General features: G+C 60.0%; 15 protein-coding genes and 3 pseudogenes. 11 read left to right on the top strand and 7 right to left on the bottom strand.

The features are described from left to right. Positions 1 to 40: 40 nt before the first annotated feature. Together putA and CKW19_RS02525 are read left to right on the top strand one after the other, a co-directional pair. A complete protein-coding gene (gene putA / locus CKW19_RS02520) occupies positions 41 to 3,991 on the top strand; it encodes a trifunctional transcriptional regulator/proline dehydrogenase/L-glutamate gamma-semialdehyde dehydrogenase (RefSeq protein WP_095056430.1) in 3,951 nt (1,316 codons plus the stop codon). Positions 3,992 to 4,225: 234 nt separating this feature from the next. Then, a complete protein-coding gene (locus tag CKW19_RS02525; protein ID WP_095056431.1) occupies positions 4,226 to 6,028 on the top strand; it encodes an acyl-CoA dehydrogenase in 1,803 nt (600 codons plus the stop codon). A 139-nt stretch (positions 6,029 to 6,167) separates the two neighbouring features. On the opposite strand, the gene CKW19_RS29400 is transcribed toward CKW19_RS02525, so the two are convergent. The 4 genes and pseudogenes from CKW19_RS29400 to CKW19_RS02540 all read right to left on the bottom strand — a co-directional run bounded on the left by CKW19_RS29400 (position 6,168) and on the right by CKW19_RS02540 (position 8,714). After that, positions 6,168 to 7,013 carry a methyl-accepting chemotaxis protein gene (locus CKW19_RS29400; protein ID WP_371856337.1) on the bottom strand — a complete coding sequence of 282 codons (846 nt, stop codon included), beginning with the start codon at positions 7,011 to 7,013 and terminating at the stop codon, positions 6,168 to 6,170. Positions 7,014 to 7,031: 18 nt separating this feature from the next. Continuing rightward, positions 7,032 to 8,165: pseudogene (locus tag CKW19_RS29405) on the bottom strand (cache domain-containing protein); the annotation flags it as partial. 40 nt (positions 8,166 to 8,205) lie between these two features. Then, entirely contained in the window at positions 8,206 to 8,508 is a 303-nt protein-coding gene (locus tag CKW19_RS02535; protein WP_095056433.1) for a cell division protein ZapA, read from the bottom strand. Then, a complete protein-coding gene (locus CKW19_RS02540) occupies positions 8,505 to 8,714 on the bottom strand; it encodes a hypothetical protein (protein ID WP_095056434.1) in 210 nt (69 codons plus the stop codon). The genes CKW19_RS02535 and CKW19_RS02540 overlap by 4 nt, the downstream gene beginning before the upstream one ends. A gap of 341 nt (positions 8,715 to 9,055) precedes the next feature. Here CKW19_RS02540 and CKW19_RS29410 point away from each other — a divergent pair. From CKW19_RS29410 to selO, 5 genes and pseudogenes are all read left to right on the top strand, one after another. Continuing rightward, positions 9,056 to 9,712, top strand: a pseudogene (locus CKW19_RS29410) (MCP four helix bundle domain-containing protein); the annotation flags it as partial. Between the two features lie 303 nt (positions 9,713 to 10,015). After that, positions 10,016 to 10,615: pseudogene (locus CKW19_RS29415) on the top strand (methyl-accepting chemotaxis protein); the annotation flags it as partial. Positions 10,616 to 10,769: 154 nt separating this feature from the next. After that, entirely contained in the window at positions 10,770 to 12,512 is a 1,743-nt protein-coding gene (locus CKW19_RS02550) for a potassium/proton antiporter (RefSeq protein ID WP_095056436.1), read from the top strand. Positions 12,513 to 12,546: 34 nt separating this feature from the next. After that, positions 12,547 to 15,897: a mechanosensitive channel MscK gene (gene mscK, locus CKW19_RS02555; protein WP_095056437.1), complete on the top strand. Its 3,351-nt coding sequence runs from the start codon at positions 12,547 to 12,549 to the stop codon at positions 15,895 to 15,897. A gap of 48 nt (positions 15,898 to 15,945) precedes the next feature. Next, on the top strand, positions 15,946 to 17,409 hold the full coding sequence (gene selO / locus CKW19_RS02560; protein ID WP_095056438.1) for a protein adenylyltransferase SelO: 1,464 nt from the start codon (positions 15,946 to 15,948) through the stop codon (positions 17,407 to 17,409). Between the two features lie 6 nt (positions 17,410 to 17,415). On the opposite strand, the gene CKW19_RS02565 is transcribed toward selO, so the two are convergent. After that, complete coding sequence (locus CKW19_RS02565) at positions 17,416 to 17,817, bottom strand: type II toxin-antitoxin system HigA family antitoxin (RefSeq protein ID WP_095056439.1); 402 nt, start codon at positions 17,815 to 17,817, stop codon at positions 17,416 to 17,418. Beyond that, entirely contained in the window at positions 17,814 to 18,110 is a 297-nt protein-coding gene (locus tag CKW19_RS02570) for a type II toxin-antitoxin system HigB family toxin (protein WP_095056440.1), read from the bottom strand. Before CKW19_RS02570 ends, CKW19_RS02565 begins: the two co-directional genes overlap by 4 nt. A gap of 196 nt (positions 18,111 to 18,306) precedes the next feature. Here CKW19_RS02570 and trxC point away from each other — a divergent pair, with 196 nt between their 5' ends. Further along, entirely contained in the window at positions 18,307 to 18,741 is a 435-nt protein-coding gene (trxC, locus tag CKW19_RS02575; protein WP_095056441.1) for a thioredoxin TrxC, read from the top strand. 17 nt (positions 18,742 to 18,758) lie between these two features. Here trxC and CKW19_RS02580 read toward each other — a convergent pair whose 3' ends face one another. Then, the gene (locus tag CKW19_RS02580; RefSeq protein WP_095056442.1) at positions 18,759 to 19,529 is read right to left on the bottom strand and encodes a ParA family protein; all 771 of its coding nucleotides are present in this window, start codon (positions 19,527 to 19,529) and stop codon (positions 18,759 to 18,761) included. A gap of 333 nt (positions 19,530 to 19,862) precedes the next feature. Between CKW19_RS02580 and CKW19_RS02585 the strand changes: the two genes are divergently transcribed. Genes CKW19_RS02585 through CKW19_RS02595 form a run of 3 tightly spaced genes read left to right on the top strand, consistent with a single transcriptional unit; the run spans position 19,863 to position 21,629 of the window. Continuing rightward, positions 19,863 to 20,588 (top strand): beta-ketoacyl synthase chain length factor, encoded by a 726-nt coding sequence (locus tag CKW19_RS02585; RefSeq protein WP_095056443.1) that lies wholly within the window; start codon positions 19,863 to 19,865, stop codon positions 20,586 to 20,588. Next, entirely contained in the window at positions 20,564 to 21,373 is an 810-nt protein-coding gene (locus CKW19_RS02590; RefSeq protein ID WP_095056444.1) for a 1-acyl-sn-glycerol-3-phosphate acyltransferase, read from the top strand. The genes CKW19_RS02585 and CKW19_RS02590 overlap by 25 nt, the downstream gene beginning before the upstream one ends. Beyond that, the gene (locus tag CKW19_RS02595) at positions 21,354 to 21,629 is read left to right on the top strand and encodes a phosphopantetheine-binding protein (protein ID WP_095056445.1); all 276 of its coding nucleotides are present in this window, start codon (positions 21,354 to 21,356) and stop codon (positions 21,627 to 21,629) included. Before CKW19_RS02590 ends, CKW19_RS02595 begins: the two co-directional genes overlap by 20 nt. The last annotated feature ends 8 nt before the right edge of the window (positions 21,630 to 21,637 follow it).

Raw genomic sequence — 21,637 nt, forward strand, 5'->3', positions numbered from 1 at the left:
GCTGATGCCACGCAGTCGTGGCAAACATGAGGATAAAAACATGGCTACCACCACCCTTGGGGTCAAACTTGACGACCCGACCCGCGAACGCCTCAAGGCCGCCGCGACCTCGATTGATCGCACGCCTCACTGGCTGATCAAGCAGGCAATCTTTAATTACCTGGAAAAACTCGAGGGTGGTGCAACCCTGTCCGAGCTGAACGGTTTGACCAAGGATTCCGACGACTCCGTCGACGCGCCTCTGGATCATGCCCACCAGTGCTTCCTCGAATTCGCCGAAAGCATCCTGCCGCAATCGGTCCTGCGCGCATCGATCACCGCCGCCTACCGTCGCCCTGAGCCGGAAGTGGTACCGATGCTGATCGAGCAGGCGCGTCTGCCGGCTCCGATGGCCGAAGCCACCAACAAACTCGCCGCGTCCATCGCGGAAAAACTGCGCAACCAGAAGAGCGCTGGCGGCCGTGCCGGCATCGTTCAGGGCCTGCTGCAGGAATTCTCTCTGTCTTCCCAGGAAGGCGTGGCGCTGATGTGCCTGGCCGAAGCGCTGCTGCGCATCCCGGACAAAGGCACTCGCGATGCACTGATCCGCGACAAGATCAGCACCGGCAACTGGCATCCGCACCTGGGCAACAGCCCTTCGCTGTTCGTCAACGCCGCGACCTGGGGCCTGCTGCTGACCGGCAAGCTGGTGTCCACGCACAACGAAGCGGGCTTGACCTCGTCCCTGAGCCGCATCATCGGCAAGAGCGGTGAGCCGATGATCCGCAAGGGCGTCGACATGGCCATGCGCCTGATGGGCGAGCAGTTCGTGACCGGCGAAACCATCGCCGAAGCCTTGGCCAACGCCAGCAAATTCGAAGCCAAGGGCTTCCGCTATTCCTACGACATGCTGGGTGAAGCCGCACTCACCGAGCACGACGCCCAGAAGTACCTGGCCTCGTACGAACAAGCCATCCACTCGATCGGCAAAGCGTCCCACGGCCGTGGGATTTATGAAGGCCCGGGCATCTCCATCAAACTGTCCGCCCTGCACCCGCGTTACAGCCGCGCCCAGTACGAGCGCGTGATGGACGAGCTGTACCCGCGCCTGCTGTCGCTGACTCTGTTGGCCAAGCAATACGACATCGGCCTGAACATCGACGCCGAAGAAGCCGACCGCCTCGAGCTGTCGCTGGATCTGCTCGAGCGCCTGTGCTTCGAGCCGCAACTGACTGGCTGGAACGGCATCGGTTTCGTGATCCAGGCTTACCAGAAGCGTTGCCCGTACGTGATCGACTACGTGATCGACCTGGCTCGCCGCAGCCGTCATCGCCTGATGATCCGCCTGGTAAAAGGCGCGTACTGGGACAGCGAGATCAAGCGCGCCCAGGTCGAAGGCCTGGAAGGCTACCCGGTCTACACCCGCAAGGTGTACACCGACGTTTCCTACATCGCTTGCGCACGCAAACTGCTGTCGGTACCGGAAGTCATCTACCCGCAGTTCGCCACGCACAACGCCCACACGCTGTCGGCCATTTATCACATCGCCGGTCAGAACTATTACCCTGGTCAGTACGAGTTCCAGTGCCTGCACGGCATGGGTGAACCGCTGTACGAACAAGTTGTAGGCAAAGTTTCCGAAGGCAAGTTGAACCGTCCGTGCCGCGTGTACGCTCCGGTCGGCACCCACGAAACCCTCCTGGCTTACCTGGTACGTCGTCTGTTGGAAAACGGTGCGAACACCTCGTTCGTCAACCGCATCGCCGACCAGTCGATTTCCATCCAGGAACTGGTAGCCGATCCGGTAGCCAGCATCGAGCAGATGGCGACCGTGGAAGGTGGCTTCGGTCTGCCGCACCCACGCATTCCGCTGCCGCGAGACCTGTATGGTTCGGAACGCGCCAACTCCAGCGGCATCGACATGGCCAACGAACATCGTTTGGCTTCGCTGTCCTGCGCCCTGCTCGCTACCGCGCATAACCACTGGAAAGCCGCGCCGATGCTCGGTTGCGCCTCCAGCAGCGAAGCGCCGGCACCGGTTCTGAACCCGTCGGATATGCGTGACGTGGTCGGCCACGTGCAGGAAGCGACCGTCGAAGACGTCGACAATGCGATCCAGTGCGCCCTGAACGCTGCACCGATCTGGCAGGCCACCCCGCCCGCCGAGCGCGCCGCGATCCTGGAACGTGCCGCTGACTTGATGGAAGGCGAGATCCAGCCGCTGATGGGCCTGTTGGCTCGTGAAGCTGGCAAGACCTTCGCCAATGCCATCGCCGAAGTGCGTGAAGCCGTGGACTTCCTGCGTTATTACGCGGTGCAGGCACGCAACGATTTCACCAACGACGCTCACCGTCCGCTGGGTCCAGTCGTGTGCATCAGCCCGTGGAACTTCCCGCTGGCAATCTTCAGTGGTCAAGTCGCCGCTGCATTGGCTGCCGGCAACCCGGTATTGGCCAAGCCTGCTGAACAGACCCCGCTGGTCGCCGCTCAGGCCGTGCGCCTGCTGCTCGAAGCCGGCATCCCGGAAGGCGTGCTGCAACTGCTGCCGGGCCGTGGCGAAACCGTCGGTGCCGGTCTGGTCGGTGATGATCGCGTTAAAGGCGTGATGTTCACCGGTTCCACCGAAGTCGCTCGCTTGCTGCAACGCAACATTGCCGGTCGTTTGGACAGCCAGGGTCGTCCGATCCCGCTGATCGCCGAAACCGGTGGCCAGAACGCAATGATCGTCGACTCCTCGGCACTGACCGAGCAAGTGGTGATCGACGTGGTTTCGTCGGCCTTCGACAGCGCCGGCCAGCGTTGCTCGGCCCTGCGCGTGCTGTGCTTGCAGGAAGATTCCGCTGATCGCGTCATCGAAATGCTTAAAGGTGCCATGGCTGAAAGCCGCCTCGGCAACCCTGAGCGTCTGTCCGTGGACATTGGCCCGGTGATCGACGCCGAAGCCAAGGCCGGCATCGAGAAGCACATCCAGGCCATGCGCGACAAAGGTCGCAGCGTGTACCAGGTGGCCATCGCCGATGCCGAAGAAGTCAAACGCGGCACCTTCGTGATGCCGACGCTGATCGAACTGGAAAGCTTCGATGAACTGCAGCGCGAAATCTTCGGCCCGGTGCTGCACGTGGTTCGCTACAAGCGCAAAGACATCGACCAGCTGATCGCTCAGATCAACGCTTCCGGCTACGGCCTGACGCTGGGCGTGCACACCCGCATCGACGAAACCATCGCCAAGGTGATCGACAACGTCAACGCCGGTAACGTCTACGTCAACCGCAACATCGTGGGTGCCGTGGTCGGCGTTCAACCGTTCGGCGGCGAAGGCCTGTCGGGTACTGGCCCGAAAGCCGGTGGCCCGCTGTACCTGTACCGCCTGCTGTCGACGCGTCCTACCGATGCGATCGAACAATCCTTCGCTCGCGGTGATGCCGAGGTTGCACCGGATGTACGTCTGCGCGATGCGATGAGCAAGCCGCTGATTGCCCTGAAAGCCTGGGCCGACAGCAACAAGTTCGCCGACCTGAGCACCCTGTGCGTACAGTTCGCCGCGCAATCGCAAAGCGGTATCACCCGCGTACTGGCCGGCCCGACCGGCGAGCGCAACAGCTATGCAATCCTGCCGCGTGAACACGTGCTGTGCCTGGCGGAAGTCGAAGGCGACCTGCTGACTCAACTGGCGGCCGTATTGGCTGTTGGCGGTTCGGCAGTCTGGCCGGAAGCTGACATGACCAAAGCCTTGTTCGCACGCTTGCCGAAGGACATTCAGGCGCGCATCAAGCTGGTTTCCGACTGGAACAAGGACGAAGTGGTGTTTGATGCGGTTCTGCATCACGGCCATTCCGACCAGTTGCGTGCGGTCTGCCAGCAGGTCGCCAAACGTGCCGGCGCTATCGTTGGGGTTCAGGGCCTGTCGCAAGGCGAATCCAACATTGCGCTGGAGCGCCTGGTAATTGAGCGTGCGTTGAGCGTCAATACCGCTGCGGCGGGTGGTAATGCCAGCTTGATGACCATCGGCTAAATAGCGATGCAGTCACTGTAAAAATGGGCGCCCTCATCGGCGCCCATTTTTTTGCCTTGTAGGAGCCGGCTTGCTGGCGATCAATACACTACGGTGCGTCTGATGCACCGCCATCGCCAGCAAGCCGACTCCTACAGGTCGGTGTTTTGCCCCTTTATCACCGACATCAATCATCCTGTTCAGCCTCTATTCCCCATCTTAGACTCGGCCCATTCCAATAAAAGGTAGGCCGCCATGTCCGAGACGTTGCTCAGTTCCCGCAATCTGGCTTTCGAGCTGTATGAAGTCCTTGATGCCGAGGGCCTGACCCAGCGTGAGCGTTTCGCCGAGCACAATCGCGAAACCTTCGATGCCGCCATTGGCACCGCCCGCAGCATCGCCGAGAAGTTCTTTGCCCCGCACAACCGCAAGGGCGACGAGAACGAGCCGCGCTATGAGAACGGTCAGGCGATTCTGATTCCCGAAGTGAAACCGGCAGTGGATGCCTTCCTCGAGGCGGGTTTCCTCAACGCTGCGCGCAGTTTCGACGCCGGCGGCATGCAACTTCCTACCTTGCTGTCCCAAGCCTGTTTTTCGCACTTTCAGTCCGCCAACGCCGCTTCGACGTCTTATCCGTTCCTGACCATGGGCGCGGCCAACCTGATCGAAAGCTTCGGCACTGACGAACAGAAGCAGCGCTTCCTGCAACCGATGATCGACGGCCGCTTTTTCGGCACCATGGCCCTGACCGAACCGCACGCCGGCTCGTCGCTGTCGGATATTCGTACCCGCGCCGAGCCTGCGTCTGACGGCACCTATCGCCTCAAGGGCAACAAGATCTTCATTTCCGGCGGCGATCACCCGCTGTCGGAAAACATTGTGCACATGGTCCTGGCCAAACTGCCGGACGCACCGGCCGGGGTGAAGGGTATTTCACTGTTCATCGTGCCGAAATTCCTGGTCAACGATGACGGCAGTCTCGGCAAGCGCAACGATGTGTTGCTGGCTGGCCTGTTCCACAAGATGGGCTGGCGCGGCACCACGTCCACCGCGCTGAACTTCGGCGATAACGGTGAGTGTGTCGGCTATCTGGTGGGCAAGCCGCACCAGGGCTTGAGCTACATGTTCCAGATGATGAACGAGGCGCGGATCGGCGTCGGCATGGGTGCGGTGATGCTCGGCTACGCCGGTTACCTGTATTCGCTGGAGTACGCCCGCGAGCGTCCACAGGGCCGCGTGCCGGACAGCAAGGACCCGAACACCGCGCCGGTGGCGATCATCAACCACGCCGACGTCAAGCGCATGCTGCTGACACAAAAGGCCTATGTCGAAGGTTCGTTTGACTTGGGTCTTTATGCGGCGCGGCTGTTCGATGACACCACGACGCTTGCGACCGAAGCCGAACGCAAACAGGCCCATGAACTGCTGGACCTGCTGACGCCAATCGTCAAATCCTGGCCATCGGAGTTTTGCCTGAAGGCCAACGAACTGGCGATCCAGATTCTTGGCGGCCACGGCTATACCCGCGAATACCCGGTGGAGCAGTACTACCGCGACAACCGCCTGAACCCGATCCACGAAGGCACCCACGGCATCCAGTCGCTGGACTTGCTGGGGCGCAAACTGGCGCAGAACGGTGGTGCAGGCCTGAAACAACTGATCCGCCTGATCGCCAACACGGGCGAGCGAGCGCAGGCGTTTGATTCATTGACGCCGCTGCGCGAACCACTGGAAAAACTGGTGGCGCGCCTGCAAACCGTGACCATCGGCCTGCTGGTTGATCTGGGCCAGGGCAAGGTCAACAGCAGCCTGGCGAACTCGGCGCTGTACCTGAAGGTGTTCGGCCACACGGTGATTGGCTGGCGCTGGCTGGAACAGGCGATCCACGCCGAGGAAGGTTTGGCCAAGGGGAATGCGGCGGATGTGAGCTTTTACAAAGGCAAGCTGCAGGCGGCGCGGTACTTCCTGACGTGGGAAGTGCCGGGTTGCCATCATGAGCTGGCATTGCTCGAATCTCGGGATGATGTGTGCCTGACGATGCAGGATGAGTGGTTCTGATCCGCGCCTTGTGCCGCCTTTGAGATCCAATCGCCGGCAAGCCGGCTCCTACAGGGATCCGGTCGTTCACGAATAATGTGTTCGACACAAAACCTGTAGGAGCGAGCTTGCTCGCGATGGCGTCAGAACAAACAACACATCACTTCAGCTTGAACCCACCCATCTGACGCGCCAGATCATCGGCCAAGCGCTGCAACGTCTGGCAGTCCTCGCGGCAAGCCCGCACCTCCCCTGCCGTCGCCCGGGCCAGATCGGAAATCCCCTGCACGTTGCGGTTGATCTCTTCGGTCACGGCCGATTGCTCTTCCGTCGCCGTCGCCACCTGATGGTTCATGTCGCTGATGCGCTCCACCTGCTCGGTAATCTCGGTCAACGACGCCCCGGTACGCTGGCTCGACTCAACACCCGTGCCCGTCGCCGCTTGCCCCGAATGCATCGATGACACCGCATTCTCTGCGCCCTGCTTGAGGCTGCCGATCATTTGCTGAATCTCGTCGGTGGACGACTGGGTGCGTCGTGCCAGGGTCCGCACCTCATCGGCAACGACCGCAAACCCGCGGCCCATGTCCCCGGCTCGCGCTGCTTCAATCGCGGCATTGAGCGCCAGCAGGTTGGTCTGCTCGGAGATGCCGCGAATCACCGCCAACACCTGATCGATCGACGCCACCTGATGGGCCAGCGCACCAACGGCATGGGCGGCGACGCCGATTTCATCGGACATGCTTTCGATGTGGCGGATCGAGCCACCGACTACTTCCCGCGCTTGCATTGCCTCATCCCGCGCCGTTTGCGACGCGACCGCCGCATTGCCGGCGTTCTGCGCGATTTCCTGAACCGTCAGGCCCATTTCGTGAACCGCCGTGGCGACCATGTCAGTCATTTCCTGCTGGCGTCCGGAGCGTTCAGCAGTGTTATCCACAACCTTGGCCACTTGGCTCACCGCCGTGCGCAGGCGTTCGCTGGTGGTCAGCACTTCGCCGATCATGTCGCGCTGACTGTCGAGGAAGCGATTGAACCCGCGCGCCAGATCACCCAGTTCATCGGCGCGGCTGGAATCTAACCGGTGGGTCAAATCTCCACCACCGCTACCGATGGCGACCAGTGCCGCTGTTACCTGACGAATCGGTTTTACCAATCCACGGGCCAGCAACACCACCAGCAACAGGCACACAATCGCCACCGCCAGGCCAATGCCGCTGCTCATCCACATGGCGCGACGGGCTTCAGCATAGATCTGCGACTGCGGCACTTCGGCCACCAAGGTCCAGCCGAGATCGCGCAATGGCAGGCTTAACGCGAGGAAATCTTCACCGTCACGCTGGAAGCTATTACTGGTGGCGGATTTTTGACCCATGACTTGACGGGCCGCTGCATCGCCAACTTGCTCTGTCAGGGTACGTTTGCCGCTGAATTGCGCTTCGGGATGAACCTGGATCAAACCGTCGGAACGCACGAGATAGACCTTGCCGCGCTCACCGAAGCTGAAGTTGTGAATCAACTCCGACAGCTCTTTCATGCTCAAGCCGAGACCGGCAACGCCCACCGTTTTGCCGCCCTGCTCGACTTTGAAGTCGATGAAAAGCGCCAATTCTCCGGTGGCGGTGTCATTGTCGATATTGAGGGTGCGCGACTGGTTGCTGTCCACGAATTCATAGAACCAGGCGTCTTTCGGGTTGGATCGACTGAGGGTGCGATCCAGGCCTTTTTCGGTGAAGTAATGGTTGGAGGCGGTACCGACAATGATCGCGGTAAAGGCTTTGTGCTCGGCGCGCACACCTTCGAGATAAGTGGTGAAGGTGCCGACCTGGGCGCTGTCTTCACCCGCGACCAGCCAGTCGCGCACCATGCTGTTGCTGGCGATGTCCTTGGCGGCGGTGAGGGGTTGGACGAGGATGCGTTCGATGTCGTTGCGCATCGCTTCGATGCTCGACGGCAACGCTTGCTCGACCAGATAGCTCTGGGCGAGGCGGTTGACCACGAGGGTATAAATGCCAACCACGATCAAAATACTGACCAGCAGGGCGCTGCCCATGCTCAGGATCAACTGCCATTGGATACTGCGTCGCCAGAACTGCATGGAGCACCCCCAAAGAATAAGAGGCTGAATCACTGCAACAGCCGTGCCGATTGTATACATCCAAGTCGACAATTTATTCTTTGGTTGTGCGCAAAGCCGATCAGGCTTGATTGATCGTCTTGGAGATCACTTCAACCGTGGCGCTGACTTGCTCTTGGTAACGGTCGAGTTCGAGTTGGTGCTGCTTGCGCATTTCGATCTGCTGGGAGCACAGATTCATCGCGGCCAGCACGAGCAGTCGGTCACCGATCAGTGTCGGGTACTTTCTTTTGGTGTCGTCCAGGGCAGCTTTCAACATCATCGCAGCGTCCAGCAGGGTCTGTTCTTCCCCGGCGGGTGCCTTGATCGAATAGTCCTCCCCCAGTATCGAGACGACTTTTACCCCTGCGGCGTTGTAATTCATGCGCTGACAGGGCCTGCACTGACGCGTTCAACCAGGGCCTGGATGCGAGCGGCGGTGGCGCCTTGCTTCTCTTCCTGCTCCATCAGGTTCAGTTGCAGGCTTTCGTTTTCGTCCTTGGCCTGGGCCAGTTCGGCGCTCAGGGTCTGGTTCTGCTGCACGAGGTCGCTGACCAGTTGTTCCAGTTGACTCAGGGATGCTTCCAACATTTTGATTTTCCGGGCATTTTCAAAGGGCGCGTACGATAAAGAAAAGTCACCGTGGATGCCAGGGTTATACCGGCGCAAAGCCTTGATTTTCCTGACGGGCAACCGTCCTCGCGAGTTTTAAAGACTGTGAATGACCGATCTGGTTCCTGCACTTCGTCACTAAAAGGTGCAACCGCCTCAAACACACGGGGCTCAAGAGTTCAGCCCCGCGACCGATAAGACATTTATACGTCAGTCTCGGCACCGCCCAGGCGCGCTCTTTTCGGTAAACCGCCATGTCCCTTCGTAATATGAATATTGCCCCGCGGGCGTTCCTCAGCTTTGCCCTGATCGGCGGATTGATGATGATCCTGGGCGTGTTTGCCTTGAATCAGATGAGCAAGATCCGCGGCGCCGCCGAGAACATCACGTCCAACAGCGTCCCGAGCATCAAGAGTCTCGACGAGTTCACCCAACTCACTTTGCGCCTGCGCGTTCTGTCCTACCGCTTGCTGGTGAACCGCGAGCCCGACGTACAGCAGAAAACCATGGAACTGCTGGACCTGCGCAATCAGCAGATTCGCGCCGCTCAGGCGACTTACGAAAAACTGATCACCAGCCCGCAGGAGCGCTCGACCTACGATCAATACGTGCAATTGCTGGGGCAGTACCGCCAGATCGAAGACCGGATGAAAACCCTGTCGCGCAACGATCAGGTCGATGAACTGCGCAACCTGCTCAACACCGATCTGCTCAGCAACTCCGAAGCGATCAATACCGTGCTGAGCCGATTGCTGGAGATCAACACCCAACAAACCCTCGACACCAACCAGCGGGCCGCCGAGCAGTACGATTCGGCGTTTAATCTGGTCATCGTCCTGCTGGTGATCGCCACTGCGCTGACCCTGCTGTTCGCCTGGCTGCTGACCAACAGCATCACCCAGCCGATTGCCAACGCCCTGAACGCCGCCGAACAGATTGCCGAAGGTAACCTGACACGACCGATCACCGTTGATGGCAACGACGAGGCCGGGCGCTTGCTGTTGGCGATGTCGAAGATGCAGGACAAGCTGCGCGACACCTTGCAGCGAATCTCCGGTTCGGCCACTCAACTGGCTTCGGCAGCCGAAGAACTCAACAGCGTCACGGACGAAAGCGCCCGTGGCCTGACCCAGCAGAACAATGAAATCGAACAGGCCGCTACCGCCGTCAACGAAATGACCAGCGCCGTGGAAGAGGTCGCGCGCAACGCGGTCAGCACTTCCGAAGCGTCGAAGAACGCCACCACGTCCGCCGGTGACGGTCGCGATCTGGTGCAGGAAACCGTCAGCGCCATCGAACGCATGAGCGCGGATGTTCAGAGCACCGCAACGCTGATCGGCGATCTGGCCAACGAATCCCGTGATATCGGCAAGGTGCTGGACGTGATTCGCGGCCTCGCCGACCAGACCAATCTACTGGCCCTCAATGCGGCCATCGAAGCGGCTCGTGCTGGTGAGGCCGGTCGTGGCTTTGCGGTGGTGGCCGATGAAGTGCGGGCCCTGGCGCATCGCACCCAGCAATCGACCAGCGAAATCGAACGCATGATCGGCAGCATCCAGAGCGGCACCGGGCAGGCGGTGGATTCAATGCGCAACAGCACCGAACGCGCCGAGTCGACCCTGAACATTGCCCGCGGCGCCGGAATGTCGCTGGACACCATCAACAGCGCCATCGTCGAAATCAACGAACGCAACCTGGTGATCGCCAGCGCCGCGGAAGAGCAGGCGCAAGTGGCCCGCGAAGTGGACCGCAACCTGGTGAACATTCGTGATCTGTCGGTGCAATCGGCCACGGGTGCCAACCAGACCAGTGCGGCCAGCAATGAACTGTCGCGCCTGGCGGTAGACCTGAACACCATGGTTGGGCGATTTAGTCTCTAAACAAGCACCGCCCCCCTGTGGCGAGGGGGCTTGCGTGCGGAATCGCCTGCAAAAAGCTTTTTGACAGCACCGCAATTCAACAGGTTAGAATCGCTGGCACGCAGACTGCATGGTCACTTTGCGCCCGCCTTTCAGCTTTTCTGGAGTACTGCCTTTGAATGCGACGACCATCAACAGCCTGTTCTTGATCGGCGCGTTGCTGGTGGGTGCGAGCATTCTGGTGAGTTCCCTCTCGTCACGCCTCGGCATCCCGATTCTGGTAATAATCCTGGCCGTCGGCATGGTGGCCGGTGTCGATGGCGCCGGCATTGTTTTCGATAACTACCCCACGGCTTATCTGGTCGGCAACCTCGCGCTGGCGGTGATCCTGCTCGACGGCGGCTTACGCACCCGGGTATCGAGTTTCCGCGTAGCGTTATGGCCGGCGCTGTCGCTGGCGACGGTCGGGGTGTTGATTACCACCGGGTTGACCGGCATGGCGGCCGCGTGGCTGTTCGACTTGAACCTGATTCAAGGCCTGCTGATCGGCGCCATCGTCGGTTCCACCGACGCCGCGGCGGTGTTCTCGCTGTTGGGTGGCAAGGGCCTGAACGAACGGGTCACCGCCACCCTCGAAATCGAATCCGGCAGCAACGACCCGATGGCGGTGTTTCTCACCGTCACCTTGATCGACATGCTCGCCAGCGGCCAGACCGGCCTGCACTGGAGCCTGCTGACCCACTTGCTGCGCGAATTCGGCATCGGCGGCGTCATCGGTCTAGGTGGCGGCTGGCTGATGTTGCAACTGGTCAACCGCATCAATCTGGCCACCGGTTTGTATCCGATTCTGGTCATTGCCGGGGGGCTGGTTGTCTTTGCCCTGACCAACGCCTTGCATGGCAGTGGCTTCCTCGCGGTGTACATCTGCGGCCTGGTGATCGGCAACCGTCCAGTGCGCAGCCGTCACGGCATCCTGCACATGCTCGACGGCATGGCGTGGCTGGCGCAGATCGGCATGTTCCTGGTGCTGGGCCTGCTGGTCACACCCCACGACCTGCTGCCGATTGCGCTGCCCGCACTGGCACTGGCCCTGTGGATGATTCTGTTTGCCCGGCCGCTGTCGGTGATCGTCGGCCTGCTGCCGTTCAAGGCCTTCCATGGTCGGGAAAAGGCGTTCATTTCCTGGGTCGGTCTGCGCGGCGCGGTGCCGATCATTCTGGCGGTGTTCCCGCTGATGGCCGGCCTGCCCAACGCCCAACTGTATTTCAACCTCGCGTTCTTTATCGTGCTGGTGTCGCTGCTGGTGCAGGGCACGAGTTTGCCGTGGGTCGCCAAACTGCTGAAGGTGACGGTGCCGCCGGAGCCTGCACCGATCTCCCGCTCCGCCCTGGAAGTCCACGTCACCAGCGAATGGGAACTGTTCGTTTATCGACTCGGTGCGGAAAAATGGTGCATCGGTTCGCCCCTGCGTGAACTGAAAATGCCCGAAGGCACCCGCATTGCCGCCCTGTTTCGTGGCCAGCAATTGCTCCATCCGTCGGGTAGTACGGTGCTGGAAGTCGATGATTTACTGTGTGTTATCGGCCATGAACACAACCTGCCGGCCCTCGGAAAACTCTTCAGCCAGGCGCCGCAACGGGGCCTCGATTTGCGTTTCTTCGGCGACTTCGTACTCGAAGGAGACGCCCAGCTGGCCGCGGTTGCCGCCCTGTATGGCCTGAAAGTCGAAGGCATCGACCCGGACATGTCCCTGGGCCACTTCATCGCCCAGAAAGTCGGTGGCGCGCCGGTGGTCGGCGACCAGGTGGAATGGAACAACACCATCTGGACCGTTGCCGTCATGGAGGGGAACAAGATCGGCAAAGTGGGCGTCAGATTCCCCGAAGGAAGTCGCCCGGGTCCGGGACTCTTCCTCTAAACTCCACTTCTCGTCAGCTTTTTGATCGGTCTCTATGTCAAGCCTGCGCACTATTTTCATCATGGCCCTGTTGGGCCTGAGCCTCTCCGTCGGTCCCTTGCAAGCCGCCGAACCGCCCACCCGCGAAGCCGTGCAGACGAGTCTGGACAAGATCGCCGACCGTAAACTGCCGGAGGCGGATCAAAAGGCTCTGCAGTCTGTCCTGCAAGGCACGCTGACCCAGCTCAACAACCAGCGCGATTACGAGCAGAAGCTGGTTGATCTCAAGCAACAGCTGAGCAGCGCGCCCAAGCAGACCATCGAGAACCAGCGTGAACTGACCCGCCTCAAGGCCACCAGTGTGGTGCCGGTGGCGCAACGGTTCGCCAAAGAGAACATTCAGCAGCTGGAGCAATTGCTCACCGAGCGTTCGACCCAGCAAAGCGATCTGCAAAAAGCCCTGGCCGACGCCAACAGCCTGATCATCACTGCCCAGACCCGTCCGGAGCGTGCGCAGGCGGAAATTTCCGCAAGCCAGACACGCATCCAGCAGATCAACAACATCCTCAAGACCGGCAAAGACGCCGGCAAGACCTTGAGTGCCGAGCATCGCGATCAACTCAACGCCGAACTCGCGGCGCTCAATGCCCTGATCCCGCTGCGTCGCCAGGAACTGGCCGGCAATACTCAGCTGCAAGACCTGGGCAACAGCCAGCATGACTTGTTGTCGGAAAGGTCCGACCGTCTGGATCGTGAGATTCAAGAACTGCAAAACCTGATCAATCAGAAACGTCTGGCGCAGTCTCAGGAAACGGTTACGCAACAGTCGATCGAAGCACAGAAGTCCGGCGGCAGTAGCCTGCTGGCGACCGAAAGCACGGCCAACCTGAAGCTCTCGGACTACCTGCTCAAAAGCACCGACCGCCTCAACGAAGTCACCCAGAAAAACCTGCAGACCAAGCAGCAACTCGACAGCGTGACCCAAAGCGACTCGGCTTTGGATGAACAGATCAACGTGCTCAAAGGCAGCCTGCTGCTCTCCAAGATTCTCTACAAGCAGAAGCAAGCCCTGCCGCGCCTCAAGGTCGACCGCGACCTGGCCGACCAGATCGCCGACATTCGCCTCTATCAGTTCGAAGTCAGCCAGCAACGTGAATTGCTCAGCAACCCGGCCACCTACGTCGATAACCTGCTGTCGACCCAGCCTCCCGAGCAAGTGACCCCGCAGCTGCGCAAGAGCCTGCTGGAACTGGCCACCACCCGTGCCGACCTGCTGGAGCGTCTGAACCGGGAGCTGAGTGCGGTCCTCAACGAATCCATCACCCTGCAACTGAACCAGAAGCAATTGCTCAGCACCGCGCAAAGCCTGCGGGCCACGCTCGATGAACAGATGTTCTGGATTCCCAGCAACAAGCCGCTGGACCTGGAATGGATCTACAGCGTACCGGATCGCCTGGAGCGTCAGATCGATACACTACCCCTGGCCTCAAGCCTGAGCGAACTGACCGATGGCCTGACCCAGCGACCGCTGCTGTTCCTGCCGTTGGCACTGCTGATTGGTGCCCTGCTGTGGCGCCGCAAACAACTGTATTCACGACTGAACAAAGTTCACCAGGACATCGGCCACTTCAAGCGCGACAGCCAGTGGCACACGCCGCAGGCCATTCTGATCAACATCTTGCTGGCGATGCCGGTGTCCCTGGCCTTCGCGCTGTGCGGCCTGGCCCTGCAAATCGACGCCCGCGGGCAAAACGCCAACATGGGCGCGGCACTGCTGCAAATGGCCCAGGCGTGGCTGGTGTTCTACACCGCCTACCGGATTCTGGCGCCGGGTGGCGTGGCCGAGCTGCATTTCCGCTGGGAAAAGCCTCAGGTCGAGTTCCTGCGCGGCTGGGTCCGCCGTCTCGGCATGGTCGTGATGGCTCTGGTGGCGGTGGTGGCGGTTGCCGAACTGCAACCGGCGGGACTGGCCGACGACGTGATCGGCATGCCCGTGGTGCTCACGTGCTACGCCTTGATGACCCTGCTGCTCAGCCGCTTGCTGATCAGCAGCCCGACCCACGAAAACGCCTCGTTGTTCCGCAAGATCGTGGGCTTCCTGTTCACCATCCTGCCCGTCGCGCTGTTTGTCGCCGTGTGCTTCGGCTACTACTACACCGCACTGAAACTCAGCGACCGTCTGATCAACACCCTGTATCTGCTGATGTTCTGGCTGGTGATCGAAGCCACTTTCGTCCGCGGCCTCAGCGTCGCGGCACGCCGTCTGGCCTACCAGCGCGCCCTGGCCAAACGTCAGGCTGCCAAAGAGGCCGGCGATGGCGAAGCGGTGATCGAAGAACCGACCATGGACATCGAAAAGGTCAATGAACAGTCCCTGCGCCTGATCCGTCTGGCGTTGCTCGGCGGGTTCATGGCGTTGCTGTACTGGGTCTGGGCCGACCTGATCACGGTTTTCTCGTACCTGGACAACATCACCCTCTACGAGTACACCAGCGGCACCGGCGCCAACATGAGCATGGTGCCGATCAGCATCGGCGACATGCTCGGCGCGCTGATCATCATCGGCATCACCTTCGCCCTCGCCCGCAACTTGCCGGGCCTGCTGGAAGTGTTCGTGCTGTCCAAGCTCAACCTCGCCCAGGGCAGTGCCTACGCCACGACCACGCTGCTGTCCTATGTGATCGCCGGCGTCGGTTTCGTCTCGACGCTGTCGACCCTCGGCGTGAGCTGGGACAAGCTGCAATGGCTGGTGGCGGCGCTGTCGGTCGGCCTCGGCTTCGGCATGCAGGAGATCTTCGCCAACTTCATCTCCGGCATCATGATCCTGTTCGAGCGTCCGGTACGGATCGGCGACACTATCACCATCGGCAACCTGTCGGGCACGGTGAGCAAAATCCGCATTCGCGCCACGACCATCACCGACTTCGACCGCAAGGACATCATTGTCCCGAACAAGACGTTCATTACCGGGCAACTGATCAACTGGTCGCTGACCGACACCATTACCCGAGTGACGCTCAAGCTCGGCGTCGACTACGGTTCGGATCTCGATCTGGTGAAAGAACTGCTGCTGAAGGCTGCCCGCGATAACCCGCGTGTGCTGAAAGACCCCGAACCCCACGTGTACTTCCTGAACTTCGGCGAAAGCACCCTCGACCACGAGTTGCGCATGCACGTGCGCGACCTCGGCGACCGCAACCCGGTGCTCGACGAGGTCAACCGCTTCATCAACCGCGAGTTCAAGAAGCAGCACATCAACATCTCGTTCCGGCAGATGGAGGTCTACCTCAAGAACCTGCATGGCCAGGAATACAAGATGGTGCCGATCGAGCCGGAAGCGAAAACCATCGTGCCGATCACCGATGGCAAGTCGTCGCAGCAACCGCCGGCCGCCAAACTCGACTAACCGGTCTTTCCCCAGCAGAATGCTCGGACATTCTGCTGGAGCCGGCCCTTGAAAGCCCTCGACGAACTGACCTTCGATAATCGCTTCGACCGCCTGGGCGATACCTTTTCTGCCCACGTGCTGCCCGAGCCCATCGATAATCCACGCCTTGTGGTCGCGAGCCCTGCCGCCATGGCGTTGCTGGACCTCGACCCGGCCGTGGCCGAAACCCCAGAGTTTGCCGAGCTGTTCAGCGGCCACAAGCTCTGGGCCGACGCGGTGCCTCGGGCGATGGTCTATTCCGGGCATCAGTTCGGTTCGTACAACCCGCAACTGGGCGACGGTCGCGGCCTGTTGTTGGGCGAGGTGTACAACGAGGCCGGCGAGCACTGGGACCTGCACCTCAAGGGCGCGGGCCAGACGCCGTTTTCACGCATGGGTGATGGCCGAGCGGTGCTGCGCTCCTCGATCCGCGAATTTCTCGCGTCCGAAGCCCTGCATGCGCTAAACATCCCGACCACCCGAGCGCTGTGCGTCATCGGTTCCGATACGCCGGTATGGCGCGAAAAGCAGGAGCGCGCCGCCATGGTCCTGCGCCTCGCGCCGAGCCATGTGCGTTTCGGCCACTTCGAGTATTTCTATTACACCAAGCGCCCCGAAAAGCAGAAAGAACTCGGCGAACATGTGCTGGCCATGCATTTCCCGGAATGCCTGGAGCAACCGGAACCGTACCTTGCGATGTTCCGCGAGATTGTCGAGCGCAATGCCGAACTCATCGCCAAGTGGCAGGCCTACGGTTTTTGCCACGGCGTGATGAACACCGACAACATGTCGATCCTCGGCATCACCTTCGACTTCGGTCCGTTCGCCTTCCTCGACGACTTCGACGCCAACTTCATCTGCAACCACTCCGATGATCAGGGCCGCTACTCCTTCAGCAACCAGGTGCCGATTGGCCAGTGGAACCTCAGCGCCCTGGCCCAGGCCCTGACGCCGTTCATCAGCGTCGAAGCCCTGCGCGAAACCCTCGGCCTGTACCTGCCGCTGTTCCAGGCCCATTACCTGGACCTGATGCGTCGCCGCCTCGGCTTGACCACCGCCGAAGACGAAGACCAGAAACTGTTGGAGCACTTGCTGCAACTGATGCAGAACAGCGGCGTGGATTACAGCCTGTTTTTCCGTCGTTTGGGTGAAAAGGCGCCCGAACAGGCCATTACCCACTTGCGTGATAACTTCGTCGACCTCAAGGGCTTCGATGCCTGGGGCGAGCTCTACGTCGCCCGTGTGGACCGTGAAGGCACGCTTGATCAAGAGCAGCGCCGCCAACGGATGGACGCGGTCAATCCGCTGTACATCCTGCGTAATTACCTGGCACAGAAAGCCATCGATGCAGCAGAGAGCGGCGACTACTCAGAGGTCCGCCGTCTGCACGCGGTGCTGAGCAAACCGTTCGAAGAGCAACCGGGGATGGAAAGTTATGCCGAGCGGCCGCCGGAGTGGGGCAAGCATCTGGAGATCAGTTGTTCTTCCTGAATCTGGTCAGATGAAGGTTTCAACCGACACACCAAATCGTTCGGCCAACCAGCGGATTTGCCGCAGGTTGAGCTGACGCTTGCCACTCAGAATTTCCGAAACAACCGATTGGGTACCAACACCGGGAAGGTCGCTCTGGGTCAGGCCATGTTCGCGCATCAAGTAGCCAAGAATATCGACCCCACCAGGCTTCGGCATAGGGTGATGCTTGTGATCCCATTCCTCAATCCAGTCACCGATGATATCTACCAGGCTCATAAGCGGATGGGACTCATCATCGCCGGTCATCTCGAGCAACTCGTCCAGCGCCTGCGCCAGCAAGTCATAGTCGTCTTCGTTTTTCGGTTTTCGAAGCAACGGCGAGACGAACTCCCAATGCTCCGCAGCTCTTTTGATCAGGACACTCATGCTCTTCCCTCCTTCCATTTTCCGCGGTCATATTCGCGGTGATCCAGCACATGCTTGATATAAAGCTTTTGCGATCGATATCTGACAAAAGCGATCAACCGTAGCTTGTTGCCACCAATATCAAAAACATGAAACTCATCCACCTTGTCGACGGCAGGAAATAAGGCCCTCATCGCCGCAAAATCCGAGGGTTTACTTCCTTTGACCAGTTGATACCAATGATCCAGTGCAGTAGCTGCTCTTGGCCATTTGGTTGCGGCTTCACGTATTCGTTTTTCGGTGATGACATGCATGCAACATCCTTATCGCATTCTGCTATGGGGAGTTAATCACAGATCAAAAATATCGCAAGATGCGATACCCACAACAAGACCAGTGGTCTGACTGAGTACGACTCAGCCTAGTTTTATCGCCGCTCCCCGCTCGATTGAAAATGTGAGCAGACGTCTCCAAATAGTGAGTAATCGGATTTTTAACAGGACCACCTACATGTCTAATCCACTTCTGATTCCCTGCCCGCACTGCAACGGCCTCAACCGCATCCCGGCCGAGCGCCTCAACGACCACCCGAAATGCGGGCGCTGCAAAGCCGAAGTCTTGCTGAACACGCCGTTTGAGTTGAAACAGGGCGACTACGCCAGCCAGATCAAGGGCGATCTGCCGCTGCTGGTGGATGTGTGGGCGGACTGGTGCTGGCCGTGCAAGTCGTTTGCACCGGTGTTCGAACAGGCGGCGGGGCAATTGGCGGGCAAGTGCCGGTTGGCCAAGCTGGACAGCGAGGCGAACCAGCAGTTGTCGGCGCAGCTGGGGATTCGCTCGATTCCGAGCCTGATCCTGTTCAAGAACGGCCGGGAAGTCGCACGCCAGAGCGGGGCCTTCCCGTTACCGCAGTTGATGAGCTGGTTGCGTAGCCAAGGGGTTTGACACCGATCTTTTGTGCCTCAGGCGTTTTCCAGCAGGTTATGCAGCTCCACAAATTGCTGGGTCAGCTTGTGCCGCGGATCAAGATGGATCAGCGGCGTGTTCGCCTGGTGCGATTCACGCATGCGAACCGAGCTGCCCAGGTAAACGGGCAACACTGGCAGGCCTTCGGCGATCAGTTCGTCGAGGATCTGCTGGGGTAGGCTGGCGCGGGCCTGGAACTGATTGACGACGATGCCTTCGACTTCCAGGCCCTCATTGTGGTCTTCCTTCAATTCTTCGATTTCCGCCATCAGGCCGTACAACGCCTGTCGGGAGAAACTGTCGCAGTCGAATGGAATCAACACACGATCGGCGGCGATCAGTGCCGAAACTGCATAGAAGTTCAGCGCTGGCGGGGTATCCAGGTAAATCCGGTCGTAATCTTCACTTAGCTCTTCGAGCAACTTACGCAGCTTGTTGATCTTGTGCTTGGCTTCAAGCTTTGGCTGTAGATCCGCCAATTCAGCGGTCGCTGTAATGACGTGGAGGTTGTTGAACGGGGTTTCGTAGATGTCGACCTGATTTTTCTTGGAGAAAGGCCCGGACGACAGGGTCTGCTTGAAAAAATCGGCAATGCCCATCGGAATATCGTTACCGGTAAGCCCCGTCAGGTACTGGGTGGAGTTCGCCTGGGCATCGAGATCCACCAACAGGGTGCGAAAGCCCTCGCTGGCACTGACCGCTGCCAGATTGCAGGCAATGCTGGACTTGCCCACACCACCTTTCTGATTGAACACCACACGCCGCATGTCAAAACCTCCGTGTATCAAAGAATGACCGAGTGTAGTGGGCGACGGCATGGCTTCGCTACCTCGCTGGCATCGGGACTACACAGTCAACGGCCATCTCTTGCTGAAAAAGCGACGAGCGCCGACAGACGGGTCAGTAAAAATGCGAATAATTGGCAACTATTCAGTTTTTGCTCACTAAACGGTACATCTGTTTGAGCAAAACGTATCCAGCATTTGCTACACGTTCCCGGCACCGGGATAATGCGCACCAGTCGGCGTCCGGCGCCACGTAAGGCGAGTCGCGGTTTTCGACCCCTCACGCGTCAGGAAGCCCATCAAGGGCGGGATTGTATGTCTGTGATCAACTTCAACATCGCCCAATGGCGCGCGTGGGCTCCAGGGCTCGAAAGCGTGAATGATTGGCAGGCATGGAGTCGCCAACCGGTCGTACTGCCATTGAACGATGTGGCGCCGGACGTCTCGTTCCTGCCGGCCATGCAGCGCCGACGCCTCAGTCGATTGGCGCGGATGGCGTTCAGCGTTGGCTGGCCATTGGCTGACGGTCACCAGGATCTGCCGCTGGTCTTTGTTTCCCGTCACGGAGAAACCCCGCGCACCTTCGATATTCTGAGCGACCTGGCCACCGAACAACCGCTGTCGCCAACCCAGTTCAGCCTCTCGGTGCATAATGCAATCATCGGTCTGTGGTCGATCATGCGCGGTGAAACCAGCGAGATGACCGCTCTCGCCGCCGCTGGCGACGGCCTTGAACACGGCATGCTGGAAGCAGCGGCGCTCCTGGCCGAAGGCGCCCCGGCAGTCTTGCTGGTGGTGACCGAGGAGCAACCGCCCGCGGCCTATTCGGCCTGGATCGATGATGTGCCGTTCCCGTATGCCGTCGGCCTGTTGATCACACCCGGCCATGACTGGCAGTTGACCCTGAACAGCCCTTCGGACGCGTTGTCAAAATCCCGCTGGCCCCACGCACTGAATCTGTTGCGTGCGCTACTCGACCAGCAAACCACCTGCCAACATGCCTGGAAAAATCGTGTATGGACCTGGCAACGCAACCCGTGACCGAAAAGAACCGCGACGCCTATTACTGGCGCCTGCTGGCGACCGCTGCGAGCTTTACCCTGTTCGGGTTGGGTGCGATGTGTCTGCGCGTGTTGGTTTTCCCGCTGTTGAGCTGCCTGCCGGGCGACGCCCAGACCCACCGGTTGCGTGCACGGCAAACCGTCAGCCGTTGCTTCTGGCTTTTCGTGCAGTTCATGGCCCGTTCCGGCGTACTGACCTACGATATCAAGGGTGCGGAAAAACTCGGGCGCCCGGGCCAGATGATCATTGCCAATCACCCGTCGCTGATCGACGTGGTGTTCCTGATCGGGCTGGTGGGGCACTCCAACTGCGTGGTCAAGCAAAGCCTGTGGGAGAACCCGTTCACGCGTGGCCCGCTGCGCCGCACCGATTACATCAGCAATGATGGCAGTATGGACATGCTCGATACCGCTGCCGATGCGCTGAAAAACGGCCAGACCCTGATCATTTTCCCCGAAGGTACCCGGACGCAACCTGGACAGACCCCCGCCTTTCATCGGGGGGGTGCGGCAATTGCCCTGCGCGGTGCGAAAATCCTCACCCCCGTGGTGATCAAGGTCAGCCCGACGACATTGACCAAGGCCGAACCCTGGTACCGCATACCCAAGCGGCGCGTGCACTTCAGTTTCCGTGTCGGGGCCGATATAGATCCACAGGCCTTCGCCGTGCAGGGGCCAGCGCCTCAGGCCTCGCGCAAGCTCAACGATCATCTACATTCTTACTTTATCAAGGAGCTCGCCGAAGATGAGCAATCTGCACACTAAGAACCTGGTGCTGGAAATAAAAGACCTGATCATCGACGCCCTGGGTCTCGAAGACATCAGTGCCGACGACATCGGCGATGAGCAAACGCTGTTCGGCGAAGGCCTGGGCCTGGACTCGGTAGACGCCCTGGAACTCGGCCTGGCCATCCAGAAAAAATACGGCATCAAAATCGATGCAGACGCCAAGGACACGCGTAATCACTTCAGCAACGTGGCGAGCCTTGCGGCGTTCGTCACTGCAAAACAGGCAGCTTGAGACCGGAC

The sequence above is a fragment of the Pseudomonas sp. Irchel s3f7 genome (genome assembly GCF_900187615.1).
In the GTDB taxonomy this organism is placed as follows: domain Bacteria; phylum Pseudomonadota; class Gammaproteobacteria; order Pseudomonadales; family Pseudomonadaceae; genus Aquipseudomonas.